Below are 22,697 nucleotides of genomic sequence, written 5' to 3' on the forward strand. Positions count from 1 at the left end.
ACCTCGCCGAATTTTTTTCAGCGGTGATAACGCCGCACCGCACTGCTGTTGCGCAGCACGTGGCCTTTGATCTTTTCCATCAGCTGGGCGCGGGTCAGGCCGGCGGCCAAGGCGTCCGGGGCCAGATCCAGGGCGTAGATCTGGATGATGTAGTGGTGCGCGCTGTCGCCAACCGGCGGGCATGGGCCGACGTAGCTGGTGGTGCCTTTGCTGTTGGTGCCACCGACGCCTTCAAGGGCCGATTTGGCGCCAACGCCGGCGGGAATCTGCCGGGTCGTGGCCTTGATGCCGTAGTGAATCCAGTGATCGACGCCCGCGCCTTTCTGGCCGTCCGGATCGTGCATGACGATGGCGTAGCTCAGGGTTCCGGCCGGGCCGGCATTCCAGCTCAGGGCCGGCGACTGGTTCTTGCCACCGCAACCGGCCGCATCGCTGGCCGCCGCCGAGGTGAACAGACGGTTATCCGACACACCGGGAATGCTGAGGGTGAAACGCTCCTGGGCCTGCGCAGGAAACTGCACGCAAAGGGCGACGGCAACGGCCGCCAGCCAAGGGTTGAGAGAGGTCAATCGGGTCATTCCGGGAGCACCTTGTGCAGTTGGGCCTTCGTCGGCCTGCAAACTATAGCCGTACCGTTCGTGCCGTGGCAGTGGCAAATGGCTGAACCTCGCAATGCGGCCCAAACTCGTAAGAGAAATGCCTGTGAGGAGCACGACCATGACCCTGCACCGTGTCGCCCGTTTCGCCGATGTGCCTGAAGACCGTGGCCTGGAGGTAAAGATCGGCGACTGCAAGATCGTGCTGCTGCGCGTTGCCGGCCAATTGCGCGCCTTTCAGGGGCAATGCCCGCACGCCGGCGCGCCGCTGGCGGAAGGCGCGTTGTGCCACGGCCGGCTGATCTGCCCTTGGCACAAGGCAGCCTTTCGCGCCGAGGATGGCGCCCTGTGCGAGCCTCCGGCGCTGGACAGCCTCAAGCGTTACCCGCTGGAGCTGCGCGGCGACGAGGTGTGGGTCGATGACCAGCCGCTGCCGGATCCGCACACCCCGCCGCAGGACGATCCGCGCACCTTCGTCATCGTCGGCGCCGGTGCCGGGGGAACGGCCTGCGCCGCCGCCCTGCGGGAAAAAGGCTTCGGCGGGCGAATAGTGCTGATCGACCGCGAGCCGGACGCCGGCTACGACCGAACGGTGCTGAGCAAATTCGTGCTGTCCGGGGAAATGCCGGCGGCGGAAACCCCGCCGCTGCGCGATGAAGACTTTTACCGCGAGCAGCACATCAACCGGGTTTCAGGCGAGGTCAGCGGGCTCGATGCCGATACCAAGACTCTTCACCTGAGCGATGGCCGCACACTGAATTACAGCGCGGCGGTACTGGCCACCGGCGCAACGCCCAATGCGCTGGAACTGCCCGGCGTCGACCTGCCCCAGGTGTTTGTCCTGCGCTCCAAAGCCCAGGCGCAATACATCATGGACGCCGCCCAATCCGGTCAGCGGGCGGTGATCATCGGTGACAGTTTCATCGCGCTCGAATGCGCCTCGGCCCTGCGCCAGCACGGTCTCGAGGTGACGGTGCTGGCGCGTCACGCAATTCCCTTCGCGGTGCAATTCGGTGAAGCCGTCGGCAAGGCGATCCGGGCACTGCATGAAGAAAACGGCGTGAAATTCATCACCGATCACGAAGCCAGGGAGATCACCGGCGACGGCAAGGTCGAGGCGGTGTTGCTCGACAACGGCCTGCGCTTGTCGGCGGATCTGGTGTTGGCGGGAATCGGCGTGCATCCGGCCACCGAAGCGTTCGGCGATCTTCCGCGCGAGGACGATCAATCATTGTTGGTCGATGCCAGCCTGCGCGTCACCGAGAGCCTGTGGGCCATTGGCGATATCGCCACCTTCCCGTTGAACGGCAAGCCTCAACGTATCGAACACTGGCGTCTGGCCCAGCAGCACGCGCGGATCGCCGCCGCCAACCTGCTCGGTGGCGAGGAGCATTACCTCGACGTGCCGTATTTCTGGACCTGGCATTTCGGCCGCAACTACGACTATCTCGGCCACGCCGAGGGCTGGGATGCGGTCGAATTTATCGGCAAACCCGAACAACCGCCGTTTATCGGTCTGTTCGGGAGCAAGGGCGTTGTAGTGGCAGCGGTCGCCTGCGAAGAGGAACGTGCAATGGCGCTGCTGGCCGAGCGCATGAAGCAACCGCTGCCGATGGATGAAGCCTGGCGGCTGATTCGCGCCGTCAGGTGATCCGGTTAAGCGGCTCGCGGTTGTCGTCGTCCTCGGCGTGCAGAAAGATCACCCGAGGATGTTCCAGCGGGGCCAGCGGTGATGGCAGCTCCTGCGGCTGAACCGGCCACAGATGCGGCACCACATGACTGACATCGCCGTCCTGATCGTTGTGGATGGTCATCACGCCCGGCCCGCGCAGTTTCTGAAAGCGCTCGTCGCACAGTTTGAAGCTGCGGCTCAGCCCTTCATCGTCGACCACCGGGGACGGCAGGCGGCGCTGGGCGAAGCTGCGGCTCTTGCGTTGCTGATAGCGCGCCCAGCCGATCAGGATCACCGCGTTGACCACCGCCACCCACAGGTAAATCTGCAAGGTGCCGAGGGCTTCGAACGCCGAGTTGTCGAGGCGTGGCCCACCTTCGTGAGTATCAATCAGCGGCCACAGACCGCGTACCAGCAGATACAGCAGGCCGATCCAGGCCAGCACGGTGAAGAACGCATCGAGCAGCACCAGAAACGGTCGTTGCCGGGTCCGGATGATTTTCATTTGATAACCTCCTCTTCATCGTCCCCGAGCGGCTTGATACCCCGGTCGGGACTGACCCAGCGCGCACGTTTCTGGTGTTGGCCGAACAAGACTTTGGGGAAACTGACCAGCGTGGTCAGCAGGCTGACGAGCCAGAACGCGATCGGGTACCACACCACCCAGAACATGGTCCTGCCCAGGCCCGGCTCATAACGCCGGTCGATGACGATGCTGACCGCGAACTGCACCAGGCAGACAAACGCCAGCAGCAAACCGGTGAAGGCTGGCGGCATCAGGTGATCGACGGCAATCGCCTCAGGCATGACCACGAACTTGCCGACGGCCCAGAAGATCACCGACAACAGGAACGTGAACGCCCAGCCGGTCGACAGGCAGTATTCGAACAGCAGCGGCCACAGGTAACGATGGCGGTACTGCCAGATCCCGCGAATGTTCTTGAACAGCACTTCGGCACCACCCTGGGCCCAGCGCAGGCGCTGCTTCCACAGACCGCGCAGGGTTTCCGGCATCAGGATCCAGCACAGGGCACGGGGCTCGTAAAAGATGCTCCAGTGGTCCAGTTGCAGCTTCCAGCTGATGTCGATGTCTTCGGTGATCATGTCCGGGCTCCAGTAGCCGACCCGGTTCAGCGCCGTGCGGCGGAACGCAACGATCACACCCGACACAGTGAAGATCCGCCCGAACACCCGCTGTGTGCGTTTGATCAGCCCGATGATCGACGAGAACTCGCCGACCTGAACCCGCCCGACCAGAGTCGAACGCGTGCGGATCCGTGGGTTGCCGGTCACCGCGCCCAGTCGTGCGTTGTCGAGCATCGGCGCTACCAGATAAGCGGCGGTGTTCGGCGCCAGCAGCGCATCACCGTCGATGCACACCAGATATTCGCTGCGCGCCGCGATGGCGCCCATGCGCAGGGCCACGGCCTTGCCCTGGTTTTCCGCCAGATGCAGCACCCGCAGCCGTGGGTCTTCCTTGGCCAGCGCATCCAGCACTTCGGCGGTGTTGTCCCTGGAGCCGTCGTTGATCGCGATGACTTCGATGTTCGGGTAATGCTGCGCCAGCGCCGCGTGGATAGTGTCGGCGGCGTTATCGCCCTCGTTGTAGCAAGGGATCAGGATCGAAATCAGCGGTTCGCCTTCCAGCGGTGGCGGCAGGGTGTCGTCCTTCCACGGCCAGTGCCGTTCCCAGTGCAGCCAGAAATACAGGCCACCGGAAATCCACAACCCGGACATGAACAGCGGGTAGAAGAACACGAAGTCCATCAGGAATTGCCCGGTGACCAGGAAGATCAGCCCCAGCGGCACGCCGAGGACGATCGCCAGAACAAGCAGGGCCAGCAGTCTATCCAGCATGTCATGGGTTCCATTTGTTGGAGAGCGCAGGCCGCACGGTTTTCAGGTCCGGCAGGTTCTCGAGAAAGTTGTCCGGGTAGTAGCCGAAACTGGTGGCGCCCTGACGCTTGAGGCGGCTCATCCAGTCGGCCAGTTTCGCGCCGTCGATATCGGCCTGGTTCTTTTTCGTCCAGTCCCGGGCCTGCAATTCGAACACCGTGCGATCCAGCGCACCGGGGCGCTGTTTGATCTTCGCCACCAGTTCTTCGAGCCACGGGCCGGACTGCGCATACGTCTGTTTTTCCATGAGCGGCATGGCCATCGGCGCCGTCCAGTCGTAAGTCCCGAGGAAGTCGTCGAGGTTCTGCGCGAACCACGCTTCGCTGTGCGGATTGAGCACCGGCTCGGCGAAGATGTTGCGCGCGGTGAGCACTTGCGGGCCACGAATCGCGCGCACCTTGGCGGTCAGCTCATTGGTGAAGTCGATCAGGTAGCGGCTCTTGAAGCGCGTCCAGCGCTGCATGGCCGCCGGATCGTCACGCAGGGCGGCGATCGAGTCCGGCAAACCGTTCGCGGCATAAGCCTTCAGCGCCTGCGGGCCGGCGTCTTCGAAGTCCGAAAGCACTGCGTCGTCGTGATAGAGAATGCCGTCGACCGAAGTCAGGCGTGCCACGTCTTCGTAGATCTCGCCGATGATCCGCCGCACTTCGGGATCGAACGGCGACAGCCGTTTGTATTGATCCGGGTCGACTGCGGTCGTGCCGGTCTTCGGATCCCAGCGCGTCACCCGTGGCAACTTCGAATCCAGCTCGAAACTCAGCACCGGCATCCACGCGAAAACCTTCACGTGAGCCCGGGTGCGCAATTGCCAGGCGACGCGGTCGAACAGGTCGGCGCGCATCGGCAGATGACGGTTGGGGAAGTACAGCGAATGGACCAGGCCATCGCCCTTCGGATCGGCGAAGGCTTGCAGGAACACGGTGTTGGCGCCCATGTCGGCCATGCGCTGGATCAATTTGCCGAGGTTGATTTCCTGCTGCGCCGGGTCCGGGTCGTAGACGTTGTCCAGATCGACGTGGACCACGCGCATCACGAAATCCGCTTGCACGCCGACCACGCTGTTGGCGAAGTGCTCGCCGTCAGGGTCGGAAGCCACCAGGAAACGCGGCCCGCTCATCAGGTTGTCGAGGGCATCGAGGCCGTCATCGAGGGTCAGGGCCATTTCATAGCCCTCTTCGCTGACCACGGTCAGCGAGGTTCCGTCAGCCGTCCCGTAAGGCCAGACCCAAATGCGCGGTTTTTTACCGGTGTTCTTGCGGATCTTCTCCGAGATCGCCTGCACGTCGGCGCGGATCCGCGCCTGGAAATCGGCTTCGGATTCGTAGCGTTTGCTCACCGGATCGTAGCGTCGGGTCGCGGCCGCCGGCTGCAGGTTGCCTTGCGGGTTGGCGAGGATGCCTTTGTGGCTGGCGTCGGTGTGGGCGGCGATTTCCACCAGGCCCGATTGCGAGATTTCCCGCACCTGAGCCCAGGTCAGGAAGTCCGAGCGCGGACGCGGTGTACCGGCGAAATCCACCGGTTGGTTCAGCGGCGTGTCGATCCAGGTGCCGACCGGCGCCAGCAGCGCATGCCAGTTGTAGGCGCGCAACACCGGCAACACTCGGGTGTAGAAGCTTGAGTAACCGTCGTCGAAACTGAGCAGGATCGCCTTGGGCGGCAGTTCCGGCCCGCCTTTGCGCGCGGCCATGATCTGATCGACCGTCACCGGTTGGTAGTTGTTCTCCCGCAGCCAGGCGAGTTGCTCAAGCAGGCGCTCGGTGCGCACCGCCACCACCGCCTGATCGGGGTCACGGTCTTCGACGTCGTGGTAGGCAATGCCCAGCACGTGATTTTTCGGCCAGGGCTTTTCATTGGCCGCCAGCGGTCGCTCGGACGGCGGCACGAAGGCCGGAGCTTGCTGGGCGCAGGCGCTGACCAGCAGCACTCCCAGCAGAAGGATGAAACGCGAAATCAAAGGCATCTTCAAACTCTTCTAGAAGCGGAAAGTGAGGTCGACGAGCAGACGCAGATCGGTTTCCCGGTCACCGTCGTAGGGCCGGTTGATCACGCTGAACAAACCGCCCACCTCGAACACGTCGTTCCAGGCGTAGCGCTGGCCGTAACCGAGCAATGCCATGCCGCCGGTGCCGTGATCACGCTGGCTGTAAGTCCCCGCACCGGCCTGGAACTGCTGGCTCCAGGCGGTTTCGTAGCGGTGGTACAGCACGTGATTGACGTTGAGCAGCGGCATGACACTGAAGTCCGACTTCGGGTTGAAGTACGGCACGTCATCGGACTTGGAGTTGTGGCTGGTGCCCACTTCCAGGCCCGCGTCGACTTGCAGGTTCGGCGCGCTGTAGACGCCCTCTTTTCCGGTCAGCAAGGCTTCGACGCGGTTGTTGCCGTCGCTGAAGTGCGACGGGCTGACCGCCAGCCGCCACTCGCGGCTCTCGTTGGCGCGCCAACGGATGAAACCGCTGCCGCCGTTGGCCTTGATGTCGCTGTTCAATGCCCGCAGCGGGGTTTCGGCCGAGAGGTATTCAAGGCTGCCGCCGTATTGCCAGTGATCGTCGATGTCGCGGGCAATCGCCAGGCGAGCGCCCTGCTTGTCGCCGAAACCATAGGAATGGTTCGACACCTCGGCTTCAAGGGTCATGTCGCGGGTGCGACGTTCCAGGCCGACACGCTGGAAGCGGTGGTGGCCGGTGCCTTCGGCAAAATCGCCGGTGGCGTATCCGGCCCCGGCGAACACTCGCCAGTCCTCATCGATCGGCGGGCTGTAAAGGGTGGTCTGGATGCCGAAATCCCGGCTACCGGAGACCGCGCCGGCATCGCCACCGCTGCCTCCGTTAGCCTTGCCGCCATAGGCTTCGACACGCAGCTCGGACATGTCGTGCACTTCACGCTCGCGGGCCAGACGCTGGACCTGACGGTTGTCGGGGAAGCGCGCCACCACGTCATCGGTCAGCGCATCCATTTGCCGCCATTCCTGCAAGTCCATCGCGGTGCGAGCCTGCGCGACTTCCAAACCCGTGTCGCGCGGCGCGATGCTCTCGGTTTCCTTGAGCTGGTTTTCAGCGCGGCGCGGCCAGTTTCGGGCCAGGTACAGATCGGCCTGGGCCAGGCGCAGGCCGATGTTGCCCGGCGCCTGATCCACCAAGGTCTGCAAGCGCTCCTCGCCGTGAGGCAGGTCGGAGCCATAGGTGCCGGCCTGTGCCGCCAGTTGCTGGGCGTCCATCCATTCGTCGTTGGGGTTGCCGATCGGCAGGCCCTTGAGTTCGACGCGCGGCTTCTGCGCACTGGCCTGATCTTCAGCGACTTTGCGCGCCTCTTCAGCGCGGTCGCTTTCCAGCAGCGAGTAATACAGCGCCGTGGTGTCTTCGAGTCGGTCACCGACATCGGCATCTGGCGCTGCCAGCACCTGACGGTAGAGATCGGTGGCGATTTCCGGCTGGCGCTGATCCAGATAGGACGCCGCCACCCAGCGCAGGGCGTAGGTCGGGATCTTCACGCCTTCGGCTTGCAGCTTCTGATATTCGCTGATGACTTCGGCGGTGCGCGCCCGTGCCTTGAGTGCGCCCAAGCGGTCGATGCGCCAGCGGGTCACGTCGTCGTGGGCGGTGGCGTCCGGAGTCCAGGTGGCGAGGAGCTGGTCGTAGTCGGCCAGGGCGCGGTCGGCGATCACGTAGCGTTCTTTTTCGCTGCGGGTGGCCAGTTCGGCGAGGCGCACGCGTTCAGCGGCCAGATCGCCTGCCAGACGCCGCAAGGTGACCGGATCGATCAACCCCGGACGCTGTCTGGCAAGACGCAGCGCCGGCTCCGGCAGACGCGCCTTTTGCAGGGCGACCACGTATTCGCGGGCGACCTCGGGTTTGTTGCCGGCGCGGATGAAGGCCTGGTCGTATTCGAACAGCGCGTCGTACGGCTTGCCGGCGCGATTCAGGGCGTAGCCCAGCGCCAGTCGGCGGGAAGGATCATCGGGTTTGGCGGCGACCAGCGAACGGGCGCGGATCACGCCTTCGTCAGGCTTGCCGGAGTCGGCCTGGGTCAGCGCCAGACCGAGTTGCAGGTCAGCGTTGTCCGGCTCCAGCGTCAGGGCCTTGTTGTAGACCTGGATCGCCTGATCCCAGCGTTTCAGGTTGCGGTAGGCCCGGGCGGTGGCGGTCAGCGCCTGAACCGGCAGTGCACGCTCACGGCCCTGAGTCTCGTAGACCTGCACCACTTCGGCGTCGAGCCCGGCCCAACTGGCGATTTGCAGGTGATCGCTGACTTGGCCGGTGCTGGCCTGGGCCGGCGGCACCTGACGCAACACGCTCAGCGCGGGCGTGTAATGCCCGGCCCGGGCGTCAAGCACCATTTGATCGTAGGCCGTGTCGGCGAACGCGAACGCCGGCCAGAGCAACTGGCTGCACAGCGCGACTCGAAACAAAGGGCGTAAACCACGATGTAATACAGGACCATCAATACGCGGCATTCGTCAGCATCCTTACATGGCCAGCCGGGTAGCAACGCCCCCCTTGCCCAATTCGTAACGGAGGCCAGGTCGATTTGCCTGGCCAAGCTTATCCAAGCAGTCTTGCACGCAAGCGTAGGTCAATATTCAGAACACAATAATTGTTCAGATTCGTGACGATGGCTGGCCCCGGCTAACCGTTAACCCGGATGCCAGAAAGCAAAACGCCCGGCGTCTGCGGGTGCAGAGGCCGGGCGTTTCGGTGACGCGTGGGGCGTTTACTGAGGCTGTTCGATACTGCCGAACTTGCTCATCAGGAAGCCCACGAACTGCTCGACGGTCATCTTCTGGCCGTTGAATTCAACCTGATTGGCGGCGTAATGCAGCTTGGTGACAACGTTGGTGCCATCCAGTGTCGCCAACTGCGAACCAACGGCCATGCCGGCGAACATGTCAGCGCCAGCGCTGGCCTGGTCAACGATGGCCTTGGCATCGGTCTGGCCATCGATTTGCGCCTGCACGCTGAGCAGGTCGACCAGCATCGGCTTGGACACCAACACATTGATGTCCAGCAGCGCGATCAACTGTTTGCCCAGTTGATCCGGTGGCAGGTCCATCGACGCAGGCTTGGTCAGATCAAGCACCAGATTCGCCCGGCTTTCGCCGTTGGCGGTTTTCAGCGACAGGTCTTCCAGCGCCAGTTGCGGCCCGGCCGCCAGCAGTTTCTGCAGGTCGGCCTTGACCTGGGTCGACTCGGCCTCGGTCAGGTTCAGCTCCGGTGCCGGCAGGCCGGCGGCGGTGGCTTCGGCAGCGGCTTTTTCGTAAGGCTGCAGCTTGGTCTGGTAGATCTGCATCAGCGACATCGCCGACGGGATGTCGAGGTTTTTCAGGCTCATGGCCAGGTTGGCCGAACCGATCTTCTTGTCGTTGAGGGTTACTTCAGCGACCTTGTAGTCGGCACGGCCGGAGGCGTTGCTGCCGTTCTCTTCGGTACGGTTCTTCATTTCGAAGTTCTTCACACCCAGCACCGACTGCTTGGCGCCGAAGGTGGTCTTGCTGCTGGTCAGTTCCAGGGTGTTCTCGCCGGTGTAGTAGCCGTAGGTGCTTTTGGCGAGATTGCTGGCCAGGGTCAGGCCATTGAGTTCGATCTGCACCGGCGTCTGGTCTTCGGCGACCGTGCTCAGGTGCAGGCTGTCCATGTAACCGTTGGCTTTGACCTTCTGGGCCTGGGCGCTGGCGGAAATATCCATGTTCAAGCCGGAAAACTTCAGGTTCGACTTATCATCCAGCGCGGTTTCCAGTGGCAGCAGTTCGAGGTTGCCGGTGGTGGACTGGTCGTAGCCGATATTGACCACACCTTTGAGCGGCGCCGCGCCCTTGGTGGCGGCAAACCATTTTTCGGTGATCGGGGTCTTTTCCAGTTCGAAGTGACTGGTGGCCATGACCGGCAGCCATTTCAGCGAAACCAGACGCGAGAACGGCAGCGGGCCGTGTTCGATGTGGTCGACGAACAGCAGCTCGACCGGCGCTTCGCCGAACATTTCACCCTCGCCCTTGAGGCGATAGTGCGCGGTGCTGCTGAAGGTGTTGCGCTCCAGCGACACCAGCTCCAGCGATGCACTGCCGTTGGAGCCGGCCATGGCGGTCTGCAACTCGCTGTTGGCATTGGCGACGGCATTATTCAGCACGCCTTCGATTTTGGTGCCGGTGTACCAGGCCCCGCCTACGCTGATGGCGCCAATGGCCACAACAATTCCGAGAAGCACGCCTGCTGATTTATTCATGAATGACCTGATCGATTTCCGTGGCTGAAAGTGTGGTCGTCTTCCCTGAACCCGTGACCGGGCCGTGGCGCGACTCCGCTGAATTTAGCGGTGGAGATTAGCACCGGGCGCGCCTGGCAGCCCAATGTTTAAAGGTTAAAGAGTGTCGACAAGACATGGACAAACAAAAAGATCGCCGGGTTCGGCGATCTTTTACTGATCAGGAATATTGCACCTCGATTTCATCGAGCTGATGATCGAAGCTTTTCAGCCGCGCGGTCCAGGTGTACACCAGCACTTCGAAATCCCGGTCGATCACCGCTCCGCCCGGCCCGTCGCTGCGCGGGTCGCAAAAATCCAGTTGATAACGCTCGCGGGCCATGGCTGTGGCGACGTCCGACAGTTCGCGGGCGTTGTTGAGCCAGTGCCAGCCGTCGCCGGCAACTTGTCGGTCGAGGGCCAGACATTGTTTTTTCAGGGCTTCGAGGCTTTTTTCCAGCGGCGTGCCAGTGAGCTCGCCCATGACTTCGGCGAAGGTACGCCCCGGCTGCCAGTAGCCGCCCCAGAAATAGCGGTCGAACACGGTTTCGACTTTGCGCAGCGCAACTTTGGTGTCCCAGATCAGCAGCAGTGTCTTGCTTTGCTCGAGCTGGCGTTTCTTGAGTCGTTGGGTCTGCACCAGCGCCGACGCCACGACCACGATCGCCATGACTGCGATCAACGCCACGGTGCTGTCGAGGAAGACCATTGCCTTGTCAATCTGATGAGCCAGCATGATGCCGTAGAAATAGGTGGCCGACAGCAGCACCAGGGCTACCAGGGCGCACCAGAAGCCGAGAGCGTAAGGGTTTTTCATTATTGGTTTCCCCTAGACCTGCGCTAGCGATGTGCACTGAAAAGGCGCCTGGTTCGGGGCGCCCTTTCAATACTTCAAAGCATAGCAACGGCCTCAGGGTTTGCTGGCGCTCGAGGCTTGCGTTCGTCCGCTTTCCCAACCGCCGCCCAGGGCGAGGAACAAATCGATCTGGCTCATGGCAACCTGGGTGTTGGCCGCGGCCAGTTGCGCGGTGACATCGGTGTAGGTGCGGGTGGCCTGCAGGTCGGCGAGGAACGACTCGCGGCCGGCCTGGAAGAAGCGGTGCGTCTGGTCCGCCGCCAGTTTTGCCGACTGTTCGGCATCGGCCAGTGCATCGCGGCGTTGCAGCAGCGCGGAGTACTGGGACAGACCTGTCTGGGTTTCGCGGATGGCGTTGAGCACCACGCCGTCGAAATGCGCCAGCGCGCCCTGGGTCGTGGCTTCGGCTTCGCGGATGCGGGCCCGGGCGCCGTTGGTCGGCACACTCCAGCTCAGCGACGGGCCGAAGCCCCAGCGGTTGGTGGACGGTTTGCCAAGGTTGTCCAGAATACCGACGGTGCCGATGGTCGCGCCGAAACTGATGTCCGGGTACAGCTCGCCGGTGGCGATGCCGATCCCGGCGGTCGCGGCCGCCAGACGCCGCTCGGCCTGGCGGATGTCCGGCCGACGTTTGAGCAGCGCGGCGCCGTCACCGACTGGCACCAGCTGGGCGATTTTCGGCAGCTCGGCGCAGGTCGCGGTGCCGGCCGGCAGTTGATCGACAGGCTTGGCCAGCAGCATCGACAGCCGGAACAACCCGGCCTGCCGCGCCGCCTCATAACGCGGCATGTCGGCGCGCAAGGATTTGAATTGGGTCTGCGAACGGGTGACCTGGGTTTCGTCGCCACGCCCGGCATCGCGCAGGCGCTGGATCAGGGTGGTGCTCTGGGATTGCAGGTCGAGAGAATGCTGGGCGATTTCCCGTTCCTCGTTCGCCGCGCAGACCTGGGTGTAGGCCCGAACCACGTCGGCGACCAGGGTGATGCGCGCCGTGTCGGCAGCGGCCTGAGTCGCATCGGCGTTGGCTTTGGCCGCTTCGATCCCGCGTTGCAGCGTGCCCCACAGATCGAACTGGTAGGACGCGCTGATACCGATATCACCGATGTTGGCCACCGGCACTTTTTCCGGCAGCAGGAACGCCTCGCCGGATTCCTGCAAGCGTTGCGCACCCATCTTCACGCCGCCGCTCCAGCCACCGGCCGCTTCGGCTTCATCGACCTGCGCACGGGCCCGCGACAGGTTCGCCGCCGCCACCCGCAGATCGGTGTTGGACGCCATGGCCTGCTGCACCAGTTGATCCAGACGCGGATCCTGATACAGCCGCCACCAGTCCGCCGGCACCGGGGCCGACACCACCGGTTTGCCGGCCACCGCCAGGTCGCCCTGGAAATCCTTGCGCTGGATCGCCGCATCTTCGGGCACGTGATAGTCCGGCCCGACCATCGAGCAGGCCGATAGCATCACACCCAAACCGGCGATGATCAGAGCCCTGCTCATTTCGCGGGCTCCTGCGGTTGATCGTCGATGATCGACACGGTGGCGGTACGCCCGGCGATCATGCGGAAGTCATCCGGCACATCGTCGAAGGCAATGCGCACCGGAATCCGCTGGGCCAGACGCACCCAACTGAAGGCCGGATTGACGTTGGGCAGCAGGTTGCTGCCGCTCGAACGGTCACGGTCTTCGATACCGGCGACGATGCTTTCGACATGCCCGCGCAGGCGAGCACGGTCACCGATCACGCGGATATCCACCGACTGACCGATGTGGATGCCGTCGAGTTTGGTTTCTTCGAAATAGCCGTCGATGTGGAACGAATTGCTGTCGACCACCGACAGCACCGGACGCCCGGCAGTAACGAATTCCTGCGAGCGCGGTGCACGGTCGTTGACGTAGCCGTCCACCGGACTGCGGATCACCGAGCGGTCGAGATTGAGCTGAGCGCTGTCCACCGCCACCAGCGCTTCGGCCAGGGCCGATTGCGCGCGGGCCACTTTCGACAGGCTTTCTTCCAGCTGTTCGGCTGGCACCAGGTTGCCCAGACCACGGTTACGCTTGGCTTCACGCTGCGCCTGAGCGAGGGTTTCTTCGCGATCAGCGACCGCCGCCCTGGCCTGGCGCAACGTCAGTTTGAAACGATCCTGGTCGATGCTGAACAGCACCTGGCCGCGTTTCACCAACTGGTTGTCCTTCACTTCGACCTGCTGGATCAGCCCGGACACGTCCGGGGCGATCTGCACGATGTCGGCGCGAATGTGGCCGTCGCGGGTCCAGGGCGCGAACATGTAATACATCACCATGCGCCAGACCACGACGACGGCGAAAGTCACGATCAGCAGCGTCAGGACAACGCGACCGAGGGTCAGAAACGGTTTTTTCATGTCATCAGGTATCGACTGAGTGAATCCACGCCGTACAGCATCACGGCGTAGAGAGCCACGTTGAACAATGCCCGGTGCCAGACCAGACGGTAGAAATGCAGGCGTGTGAGCACGCCGTGTACCAACACAAACAGCACATAAGTGATGCCCATCAACACCAGCAGGGTCGGCAGGAATATGCCGCTGATGTCCAGATCACCGATCATAGGGGCGCTCCTTCGGGCAGCGGTTCTTCGGGCTCTGCGTTGGAAACGAATTCCACGCCGGGCAACAGCGCCAGGCGCAAACCGCTCAAGGCATGCAACAGGTTGAGTCGGGTGTCTTCATCGCCGTGGCCGCTGAGCGCACGGCGGGTGCGATCCATGGTCATCAGCAGGGCGCTCGGCGCCGGCAGGCGTTCCCCGGCCTTGAGACAGGCCCGGAAATACTCGCCAACCTCAGCCACTACTTGCTTGAGCAGCGCGTTCGGCGCGCCCGTCACTCGCGGCGTATAGGCGAGCAGGTCGAGCAGGTTCAGCCCCACGCGCACTTCGCGCATGGCGATGCCGGTGTCCTGCCCGGTCAGCGCCAGACGCGGCAGGTGCTGCATCAGGCGGTCGAGCAATTGCACGCCGAGTTGTCGATGTTCGGCGAGGTTCGCCGGTTCGGTCATGCTGACGATGTCTTTCCAGCTGAAACGGGTCAGGCGTTTGGCCGCCAGTTCGGCGCCGAACGGCCGGGCGATCAGGGTCCAGATAAACGCGAACAACAACCCAATCGGGCCCGCCAGGTTGGAATTGACGAAGGCAAAGAAGTCCGCGTCGTAAGCACCGGAAATACTGATGAACGACGAGGTGTTGACCAGCGTCAGCAGCATGCCGAGGTAGAAACGGGGCTGCACCGTCAGGGTGCCGACACAGATGAACGGCACCGCGAACGCCAGCACCAGCATCGGAAAGTCATGCAGGTTCGGCAACACCAGAAACAGGTACAGGCTGGCGAACAGCACCGACATCCCGGTCCAGAAAAAGAACCGGTAGATCTGCGGCGCCGGGTCGTCCATCGAGGCGAAGAAACTGCACGACACCGCCGCCAGAATCACCGCGCTGCCGCCGTCGGTCCAGCCGAGCAGGATCCACAGTACCGAGGCGACGATGATCGCCAGGATGGTCGAGGCCACCGAATACAACATCAGCCCGCGGTCGATGAATGGCGTCAGGCGACCGAGGCGCCAGTGACGATACACCGCGCGCCAGCTGTCCTGGCGCTCGCACAGGATTGCGTCCTGCAGGCTGCGGCAGTCCTGCCACAGATCGATGAACTCGCCGAGGCGATACAGCGCGTTGGAAAACAGCAACTGCTTGCGATCTTCGAGGGCTTCGGCGCTCGGTTGCAGCGCTTCGAGCTGATCCCGCAGCGCTTGCCAGCGTTCCAGATCGGCGTCTTTGTGGCCAAGCCATTCGCGGGTCGAGATGAGCAGTGGTGCGAACTTTTCCACCAGCTCGGGCGTGCGCCGTTCGAGGGCGTAAAGCGAGTCTTCAAGGGCGTCGATCACCGGCAGCAGGTGGATCATCCGCCCGCGCAGTTCCTTGGTGTTGCGCACCGTCTGCGGACGCGCACCTTCGTGCGGCAACTGGCCGATCATCAATTCCAGGCTGTTGAAACTGCCGACCATTGCCATGCGCAGGGCTGCGACCGCTTCGGGCTGCACGTCGCGGCTGAGGAATTTCAGGCTGTAGGTCGTGGCGTCGGCGAACCATTTGCCCACGGCATCGTTGAACACCGGTGCCAGGCGCCGTGGCCAGAACATCGCGCCGACCACCGCCGCCACGGCGATGCCGAGGAAGATCTCTTCAGTTCGCGACTCGGCCACGTCCCACACCGCCAGCGGGTTATCCACCACCGGTAGAGCGATCAACGGCAAGGTGTAGCCGGCCAGCATCAGCGCGTAGTTGTTGGCGGTGCGCAGGTGCAGGGACAGGAACAGCAGAATCCCCGTCCACAAGGCGATGACCACCACCAGCACGTACGGGCTCTGGACGAACATCGGCACGAACAGCACCGCCGCCGCTGCACCGAGAAACGTGCCGATCGCCCGATACAGCGCCTTGGAACTGGTCGGGCCGAGGAACGGACTGGAAACGATGTACACCGTGGCCATCGCCCAGTACGGACGCGGCATCTGCATGAGCAAGGCGATGTACAGCGCGGTCATCGAGGCCGCGAACGTGCGGATCCCGTAGAACCAGTCCCGCGCGGGGGGCATGCCGGAAAAGAACCCGTTCACGGATTGATCACCGTTGGCGGAGTGGCCGCCTCGAAAGCTCTCAGTACTCGAAGCGTAGCCTCCAGATCGCGCTGGTCGATGCCTTCGAGCACTTCATGACGCAGACGCACCAGTTGCGCCTCCACCGCTTGCACCAGCTCACGGCCGGTGTCGGTCAGGCTCAGGCATTTGGCGCGACGGTCCTGGGCATCTTCGGTGCGGCAGACAAAACCGGCGTGACACAACTGATCGAGCAGGCGCACCAGCGACGGCGACTCCATCCCTGCCGCCTGCGCCACCTGAACCTGGCGCACCCCCTCGCCCAGCCGCCCGATCATCAACAACGGGACGGCGCAGGCTTCGGAAATTCCATAGTTGACCAGCGTGGTCTGGCAGATCTTCCGCCAATGCCTGGCGGCCACCACCATGGCACTGCTGATGTTCATCTGGAGAGCGTCGAGGTTATTCGGCACGAGGGAATGCACACACTGTTAGTTTGCTAACTATCAATATCGCATTGGTGGGGAAATTCAGTCAAGTTTTGAAACAAATTCATGTCCGAAGGCGAATTCAGAAAAAATATCTCAACCTGACTTTTGCGCTGATTTTTTACAGCTCACAAATTTTTTTACATTTCGGTCTTTTCGATCATTTTTTTTACATTCCCCGCCCCTTCCTCAACATTACATCCAACTGATCCACCACCTCCGCCCAATCCGCATCATCGAGAATCTCGTCACGCAGGAAATCCGCCTGGCTCTTGCTCCAGAAAAACGCGTCGCACAGGTGCAGTTCCGGTTTGAGCGGGGAATGGGTGGCGATGAACTGGTCGATGCTGACCGGGTCGTTGTCCAGGCCGAGTTGCTTGAACAGGGATGGGAGGCTGTGCGTCGGGTTTTCCATGTCGGAACTCCTGCGAGATTTATAGGGTGTGAAAGATTTTTCGCGAGCAGGCCCGCTCCCACAGGTTTAGCGCAGAACCTGTGGGAGCGGGCTTGCTCGCGATTGGCGTCGGCACAGACGCTAAAAAAGCTACTGACTCAACTCCCGCACCTGCGCATGCGGCACCATTTTCAGGAATTCGGGCATGCTCATGTGCAGCAGGTTGTTGTGGTTGCCGGCTTCCAGGTAGATGTCTTTCTGCCGGGTCAGCAGCGGGTCGATGACCATGTCCAGGCCGTATGAATCGCCCAGTGGCGGTACGGCACCGCGTTCGCAGTCGTCGAAAATGTGAGCCAGATTGCTTTCGCGGGTGATTTGCCATTCGCCGCTGCTGCGCACCTTGCTCAAGTCCAGGTGGCGGCTGGCGGGCAGCACCGCCATCAGGTAGTGCCCGTGACGGTCGTCCAGGATCACCGATTTGGCCACCCGCTCTGCGGCAATCCCGGAGACCCGCGCCGTTTCCAGGCTGCTGGACGAGTGCGGGTGGGTGACGATGTCATATTCGCATTGCGCCCGGTTGAGGCTGCTCTGCACTTTCTTGGCCATACGCATGATGCACCTCGGTGCCCGCCGACGCTGCGCGGCGGACGGTAATGAAACGCTGTGGCTGTCCTTGAAAGTCTAGTCCGGCAAGCCACGAGCACCGGGAAATCCGCCCACTGGCGGGGCAGGCAGACTGATCAAAAATCCTCCAGCCGCAGCCTCAACTAGACTGTAAGAACAAGCCCTGACTCTCGCGGAGGGTCACGTGAACATCCGTTGCTGTGCGCTTGCCCTGTTGCTGCTGAGTGGATCGGTGATTGCGGCGGACACCCCGTTTACCGCTGTCAGCCCGGTCGGTCTGTGGCTGATCATCCTGGGCATCACGTTTCTGATCGCCGAAGCCGCGCTGCCCAACTACGGGGTGATCGGCCTCGGCGGCATCGTCATGTTCGTGATCGGCGCGCTGATCCTGAGCAACGCCGAACTGCCGGTACCGATGATGATCGGCCTCGGCCTGGTCAGCGCCCTGTTGCTGATCGCACTGTTGATCCGCGCCCTGAAAACCCGACCGCGCCACCCGGTCAGCGGCGATGCCGGCCTGCTCGGCAGTGTCACGGCGGTGACCGTGGTGCAACCGGAAGACAGCCGCAACGGCTGGGTGCAGTTGCAGGGAGAACGCTGGCAGGTGCTGAGCGCCACGCCGCTGCACACCGGGCAACCGGTGCGGGTGGTCGGGCGCAAGGGTCTGTTGCTGCAAGTGGCCGCGACTGACGCGGCACCGCTCGGAGAGTGATCATGGGTCTGCAAATCGGTTTTGTCGCGCTGCTGCTGTTGCTGATCGCCCTGGCCGGCTCGACGTTCCGCATCCTGCGCGAATACGAACGCGGGGTGGTGTTCCAGCTCGGACGCTTCTGGCAGGTCAAGGGGCCGGGGCTGATCCTGCTGATCCCGGTGGTGCAGCAAATGGTCCGGGTCGACCTGCGCACCATCGTCCTCGACGTGCCGCCGCAGGACGTGATCACCCGCGACAACGTGTCGGTGAAGGTCAACGCGGTGCTGTACTTCCGCGTGCTCGACCCACAGAAAGCGATCATCCAGGTTGAAGATTTCCTCATGGCCACCAGCCAACTGGCCCAGACCACCCTGCGCGCGGTCCTCGGCAAACATGAGCTGGACGAACTGCTGGCCGAACGCGAACGCCTGAACATCGACATCCAGCAAGTGCTCGACGCCCAGACCGACGCCTGGGGAATCAAGGTCGCCAACGTCGAAATCAAGCACGTCGATCTCAACGAATCGATGGTGCGCGCCATCGCCAAGCAGGCCGAAGCCGAGCGGGAACGGCGAGCCAAAGTGATCCACGCCGAAGGCGAATTGCAGGCCTCGGAAAAACTCATGCAGGCCGCCGAAATGCTTGGTCGCCAGCCCGGCGCCATGCAACTGCGCTACATGCAGACCTTGAGTTCGATCGCCGGCGACAAGAGCTCGACCATCGTCTTTCCGTTGCCGATCGAACTGCTCAAGGGTATGGCGGATCTGTCGGCGAAATCGTGAGCGCACGCAAGCGTTCCAGCGCGACATAGGGCGCACGGGCGCAATCTTCGATCCGTGCCCGCAACAGCGCCGATGCCTCCCGGCGTTTGTGTTCGCCATCGACGACAAAGGGTTGTGACGGCTGCTTCGCGTGCTGCGCCGTCGCTGTCAGCGCCTGTTCACACTGCGTGGCGCTGAGCCCGAAAAACCGCGCCAGCCGCCCGCTCATCGCGTCGGGCAATTCGCTGTAATTGACCGCCAGCCCGGCAGACTCACGACAATGCACGCACCCGGCCTCCAGCAGACGCCCCAGGCGCCGGGCGATGAAGTCCTCACGCCCCTCGAAGGGCAAATCATCGTCCAGCACACAATCGCCGAGCGCCCCCGGCACCATGTGCAGGCCGGGGCGACGCAGGTGCGAGACGGCGATTTCCAGTGGATCGCGATAGACAAACAGCCACGGCGTATCGGCAAAACACTCGCGCAGCAGCGGCCATTCGCCGATGTTCCAGGCGTCGAGTTTGATGACCAGTCGCTGCTCCGTGCCGCGCCGACGCTGACCGTACGCCGAGAGCAGTCCGACGATGGCCGCGCGGCGCTCTTCGTCCGGCAGATCGCTGCGCAACAAGGCATCAAGGGGCGGCGGCTCCGAGACTACGATGTGATCATCGAGCCGGGCGAGCATCTGACTGATCAGCGTCGAGCCACACCGCGAGGCGTGCAGGATGAACGCGCTCGGCAGCAGCCCCGGACTGAGCGTTTGCCAATCCATGAGCGCCGACAAGGGTGTTTGCCGGCGAAACGCCTGATTGAACGGCAGGTGCAACGCGTCTTCGACGGCCTCACGAAAGAACGGCTGATGCAGCGGGGTGTCACCAAACCAGCACCAGTCGACCTGCCATTGCTCGGCGGTTTTCCAGACGCGGATCGGCAACCAGCCGTCGAAATTCACAGGCGCCATTGCTCGTTCCATGACCGACGACCGTTGCGCATCGCCGCCAGCAGCTCTTCACGGGAAAAATGCAGGCCTCGTTCAGCGGCCAACGCCAGCGTCTGGACAGTGAATGCTTCGGGGTCGTGCAATGCCTGCAACGTTGCGGACAACAGCGGTTCTGTGACAAGCAATCGTTGAAAGCGCTGAAGCGCTGTTTCCGTGGCATCAGGCAGCGGAGTGCTCGGCAAACCGTCGGCAATCATCTGCTCCAGCCAAGGCGAGGGGCGGCAATCGAGCACCAGATGAACCCGTGCCGTGCGGTCGCGATTGTCGACCCGATGCGGCCGGGCAAGATCAAGAAACCAGCATTCCCCGGCCCTCATCGGCATCCGCTGGCCGTCGAGCCAGAAGTCCACGGCAGGCGGACTGAGCAGCGGAATGTGCAGGCGCAAATCGGCGTCCGCGCCCTCAAGGTCGTAGTCGCGATGTTCATGAATCTGTCCGCCCGGTCCCAGTCGCAACAGCCGAGCACTGACGATTTCCAGCGGCAGATCCCGCAGGGCCTGCTGCCAGCGACGGTCATTCAGCCAAGGGGGGCGTTGAACGGGTTCGGCACTGCCGGGGGACAGTTCGGTCAGCGCGTCGGCGGCGGAAATCAGCGCCACACCGCTCCAGTCGCCGGCGAAATAAGCGGTGTTGAAATGACCGCGCCAGGCAGCGTCGTCAATCGCCGCCAGCGCCTGCAACAGCAATGGCAGATCCGCGGTCAGCGGCAACCGTGAGAACGCCGGCCGGCTCATGCCTTGGGCAACACCGCGGATTCGCCGAGCCAGGTCAGCAACCGGTCGAGACAGGATTCGACCGTCAGCGTGCCGGTGTCGAGCACCAGCGAAGCCTGGGCCGGCGCCTCGTAAGGCGCCGACACGCCGGTAAACCCGGCCAGCTCGCCACGCCGGGCCCGGGCGTAATGCCCTTTCGGATCGCGCTGCTCGCACACCGCCAGCGCGGCGCTGCACCAGACCTCGCGATAGTCCTCGCCCAAACGACGGGCAAACACCTCGCGTAGATCCGCCAGCGGCGCGATCATCGCCAGAATCACGATCTGCCCGTTCTCCACCAGCAACGCCGCCAGCTCACTGGCGCGGCGGATGTTTTCCAGGCGGTCGGCATCGGTAAAACCCAGGTCACGGTTGAGCCCGACGCGCAGGCCATCGCCATCGAGCACCACACTTTGCAGACCACGACTGAACAACTCGGCATGCAACGCCTGGGCAAGGGTCGATTTGCCCGCCGCCGGCAAGCCGGTCAGCAGCATTGCCGTGCCGCGATGGCCGTTGCGGGCCTCGCGTTGGGCACGGCTGATGCTGGCGGTCGGCGCCAATACGTCACTGCGCGGAGGCATGGGCCACCGGCAGCGAAATATCCCCCGAGGCCCACGCGGCTTCGCGGTTGGCCAGCGCGGTGGCGATCGACTGCACTTCGGTCGACTGCACCTGATCCGGCAGCGGATCGAGGCCGGCGCTGGCGAAGATCTGCCCGTAAGCATTGCGCAGATCGGCGTAGGACAGGTCGCGACGCAGATCGGCCTGCAAGGTGTTGAGTTCGCCCTGAATCAGGTCCAGCTCACCAATGCCGTCGGCCTGACGACGGTTGCGCAACTGACCGACGATTTGCCCGTCGATGTCCGACAGTTGCTGGTTGGTCTTGAACTGGCGCAGCGCCTCCTGATAGTTGGCGTTGGCCACGTAGAGCTGCGCCAGCACTGCAATCGACATCGCCTGACGCCGCGCGGCAGCCACTTCTTCACCGGCCTTCGCCACATCGATAGCCGCCGGGGCAGAGATCACGTTGAACAGGTTCCAGGTGACTTTGACGCCGTAGTCGGCCCAGCCCTGCTCAACCAGGAACGAGTTGCTGTCGTAATGCCCGCCGGCGGAGAACTCCAGACCCGGCAGCAGACGCAGCATGGCCTTGCGGGTTTCGGCGGCGCTGATCCGGGTCTGGTAATCCTGCTCGCGCAGTTCCGGACGGCTGGTCAGGGCTTCCTGCTCGAGTTTGCTCAGATCGACCTTGAGTTCGGGGATCCGGTAACCGTCATCGGTGGCCAGGGTCAGGTTGGTGCCCAGCGGCAGGTTGATCAGGGTCGCCAGTTCGGTTTTTGCCAGCGACAGCGCGCGGCGTTGTTCTTCCAGTTGCCGGGTCGCTTCGATCAGCGAACGCTGATAACCGAGCGACTGCACCGGATCACCGATGCGCTGTTCGCTCATGCTTTCGCTGTTACGGCGGGCGGTGTCGACTCGCGCCATCAGGCTGTCGATCTGCTTGAGCAGACGTTCGGCAGCCATCGCCCGCCAATAGGCCGAGCGCACGTCCTGAACGATGGTGTTGATCACCTTGCGCCGGCGCTCCTGAACGATCAGGCGCTGGTCGCCCTGCTGCTTGGCGCTGATGTAGCTGACACCGAAATCGAGGACGTTCCAGACCATGGTCAGGTCGGCGACGTCACGGTCGCGGTCCTGTGAGGTCGACGGTTCCAGAGACTGAGTGCCGGTACGCACACTCTGGCTGCTGGAGGCGCTGACGTTGTTACGCCCGACGTAACCGGCGTCCAGCGCCATGCGCGGCAGCATGTCGAAACTGGCGAGGTCGAGCTGCCGCTTGGCCAGCGCTTCCTCCATGATTTTCAGGCGGCCTTCGAGGTTGTATTTCACCGCGCGGGCCATCGCCTGGTGCAGGGTCAGCGGACCGCTCAGCGGTTCCTGGCCCTTGTACATGCTTTGCAGGTCGGCCCGGGCCCTTTGTTCGCTGACACTGCGCTCGATTGGTTCACTGGTCACTGCACATCCGCTGATCGCCAGTGCCAGCAGGCTGGCGCCGAACAACTTCTGAATTTTCTTCATCCCTGGATCGCCCCTAGGTCCCGCA

21 protein-coding genes are annotated in these 22,697 nt (G+C 63.2%); 3 read left to right on the top strand and 18 right to left on the bottom strand.

Translation table 11 applies throughout. From position 1 onward, the window contains the following. Positions 1-17: 17 nt before the first annotated feature. Entirely contained in the window at positions 18-578 is a 561-nt protein-coding gene (locus JKA62_RS12675; protein WP_011331893.1) for a YbhB/YbcL family Raf kinase inhibitor-like protein, read from the bottom strand. Positions 579-717: 139 nt separating this feature from the next. Here JKA62_RS12675 and JKA62_RS12680 point away from each other — a divergent pair, with 139 nt between their 5' ends. After that, positions 718-2,247 (top strand): FAD-dependent oxidoreductase, encoded by a 1,530-nt coding sequence (locus JKA62_RS12680; protein WP_011331892.1) that lies wholly within the window; start codon positions 718-720, stop codon positions 2,245-2,247. On the opposite strand, the gene pgaD is transcribed toward JKA62_RS12680, so the two are convergent. The 13 genes from pgaD to JKA62_RS12745 form a co-directional block, all read right to left on the bottom strand. Next, the gene (gene pgaD, locus JKA62_RS12685) at positions 2,240-2,773 is read right to left on the bottom strand and encodes a poly-beta-1,6-N-acetyl-D-glucosamine biosynthesis protein PgaD (RefSeq protein WP_011331891.1); all 534 of its coding nucleotides are present in this window, start codon (positions 2,771-2,773) and stop codon (positions 2,240-2,242) included. The genes JKA62_RS12680 and pgaD overlap by 8 nt on opposite strands. After that, positions 2,770-4,125, bottom strand: a complete 1,356-nt coding sequence (pgaC, locus tag JKA62_RS12690; RefSeq protein ID WP_201817989.1) for a poly-beta-1,6-N-acetyl-D-glucosamine synthase — start codon at positions 4,123-4,125, stop codon at positions 2,770-2,772. The genes pgaD and pgaC overlap by 4 nt, the downstream gene beginning before the upstream one ends. 1 nt (position 4,126) lies before the next feature. Then, positions 4,127-6,124, bottom strand: coding sequence for a poly-beta-1,6-N-acetyl-D-glucosamine N-deacetylase PgaB (gene pgaB / locus JKA62_RS12695; protein WP_201817991.1), 1,998 nt, complete (start codon positions 6,122-6,124; stop codon positions 4,127-4,129). Between the two features lie 12 nt (positions 6,125-6,136). After that, a complete protein-coding gene (gene pgaA / locus JKA62_RS12700; protein ID WP_201817996.1) occupies positions 6,137-8,617 on the bottom strand; it encodes a poly-beta-1,6 N-acetyl-D-glucosamine export porin PgaA in 2,481 nt (826 codons plus the stop codon). A 257-nt stretch (positions 8,618-8,874) separates the two neighbouring features. Continuing rightward, positions 8,875-10,380: a YdgA family protein gene (locus tag JKA62_RS12705; RefSeq protein WP_011331887.1), complete on the bottom strand. Its 1,506-nt coding sequence runs from the start codon at positions 10,378-10,380 to the stop codon at positions 8,875-8,877. Positions 10,381-10,579: 199 nt separating this feature from the next. Next, positions 10,580-11,215 (bottom strand): hypothetical protein, encoded by a 636-nt coding sequence (locus JKA62_RS12710; protein ID WP_011331886.1) that lies wholly within the window; start codon positions 11,213-11,215, stop codon positions 10,580-10,582. Positions 11,216-11,308: 93 nt separating this feature from the next. Next, positions 11,309-12,751, bottom strand: a complete 1,443-nt coding sequence (locus JKA62_RS12715; RefSeq protein WP_201817999.1) for an efflux transporter outer membrane subunit — start codon at positions 12,749-12,751, stop codon at positions 11,309-11,311. Next, on the bottom strand, positions 12,748-13,635 hold the full coding sequence (locus JKA62_RS12720; RefSeq protein ID WP_201818004.1) for an efflux RND transporter periplasmic adaptor subunit: 888 nt from the start codon (positions 13,633-13,635) through the stop codon (positions 12,748-12,750). The genes JKA62_RS12715 and JKA62_RS12720 overlap by 4 nt, the downstream gene beginning before the upstream one ends. After that, positions 13,632-13,841: a DUF1656 domain-containing protein gene (locus tag JKA62_RS12725; RefSeq protein WP_007957657.1), complete on the bottom strand. Its 210-nt coding sequence runs from the start codon at positions 13,839-13,841 to the stop codon at positions 13,632-13,634. Before JKA62_RS12725 ends, JKA62_RS12720 begins: the two co-directional genes overlap by 4 nt. Beyond that, positions 13,838-15,901: an FUSC family protein gene (locus tag JKA62_RS12730; RefSeq protein ID WP_011331883.1), complete on the bottom strand. Its 2,064-nt coding sequence runs from the start codon at positions 15,899-15,901 to the stop codon at positions 13,838-13,840. Before JKA62_RS12730 ends, JKA62_RS12725 begins: the two co-directional genes overlap by 4 nt. Beyond that, positions 15,898-16,326 carry a MarR family winged helix-turn-helix transcriptional regulator gene (locus JKA62_RS12735; protein WP_011331882.1) on the bottom strand — a complete coding sequence of 143 codons (429 nt, stop codon included), beginning with the start codon at positions 16,324-16,326 and terminating at the stop codon, positions 15,898-15,900. The genes JKA62_RS12730 and JKA62_RS12735 overlap by 4 nt, the downstream gene beginning before the upstream one ends. A 211-nt stretch (positions 16,327-16,537) precedes the next feature. Further along, positions 16,538-16,783: a DUF2789 domain-containing protein gene (locus JKA62_RS12740; RefSeq protein WP_011331881.1), complete on the bottom strand. Its 246-nt coding sequence runs from the start codon at positions 16,781-16,783 to the stop codon at positions 16,538-16,540. 129 nt (positions 16,784-16,912) lie between these two features. Next, entirely contained in the window at positions 16,913-17,374 is a 462-nt protein-coding gene (locus JKA62_RS12745; protein ID WP_007957669.1) for an aminoacyl-tRNA deacylase, read from the bottom strand. Between the two features lie 196 nt (positions 17,375-17,570). Here JKA62_RS12745 and JKA62_RS12750 point away from each other — a divergent pair, with 196 nt between their 5' ends. Together JKA62_RS12750 and JKA62_RS12755 are read left to right on the top strand one after the other, a co-directional pair. Continuing rightward, a complete protein-coding gene (locus JKA62_RS12750; RefSeq protein WP_201818007.1) occupies positions 17,571-18,098 on the top strand; it encodes an NfeD family protein in 528 nt (175 codons plus the stop codon). 2 nt (positions 18,099-18,100) lie between these two features. Next, the gene (locus tag JKA62_RS12755; RefSeq protein WP_007957673.1) at positions 18,101-18,859 is read left to right on the top strand and encodes a slipin family protein; all 759 of its coding nucleotides are present in this window, start codon (positions 18,101-18,103) and stop codon (positions 18,857-18,859) included. Here JKA62_RS12755 and JKA62_RS12760 read toward each other — a convergent pair. Genes JKA62_RS12760 through JKA62_RS12775 form a run of 4 tightly spaced genes read right to left on the bottom strand, consistent with a single transcriptional unit; the run spans position 18,825 to position 22,672 of the window. Further along, positions 18,825-19,799 carry an aspartyl beta-hydroxylase gene (locus JKA62_RS12760; RefSeq protein ID WP_041475102.1) on the bottom strand — a complete coding sequence of 325 codons (975 nt, stop codon included), beginning with the start codon at positions 19,797-19,799 and terminating at the stop codon, positions 18,825-18,827. The genes JKA62_RS12755 and JKA62_RS12760 overlap by 35 nt on opposite strands. Further along, positions 19,787-20,572, bottom strand: coding sequence for an aspartyl/asparaginyl beta-hydroxylase domain-containing protein (locus JKA62_RS12765; protein ID WP_201818010.1), 786 nt, complete (start codon positions 20,570-20,572; stop codon positions 19,787-19,789). Before JKA62_RS12765 ends, JKA62_RS12760 begins: the two co-directional genes overlap by 13 nt. After that, complete coding sequence (gene cysC / locus JKA62_RS12770; RefSeq protein WP_201818013.1) at positions 20,569-21,174, bottom strand: adenylyl-sulfate kinase; 606 nt, start codon at positions 21,172-21,174, stop codon at positions 20,569-20,571. The genes JKA62_RS12765 and cysC overlap by 4 nt, the downstream gene beginning before the upstream one ends. Next, positions 21,158-22,672, bottom strand: a complete 1,515-nt coding sequence (locus JKA62_RS12775; protein ID WP_201818014.1) for a TolC family protein — start codon at positions 22,670-22,672, stop codon at positions 21,158-21,160. The genes cysC and JKA62_RS12775 overlap by 17 nt, the downstream gene beginning before the upstream one ends. Between the last annotated feature and the right edge of the window lie 25 nt (positions 22,673-22,697).

The sequence above is a fragment of the Pseudomonas sp. B7 genome, assembly GCF_016735645.1.
Lineage (GTDB): Bacteria > Pseudomonadota > Gammaproteobacteria > Pseudomonadales > Pseudomonadaceae > Aquipseudomonas > Aquipseudomonas glycinae.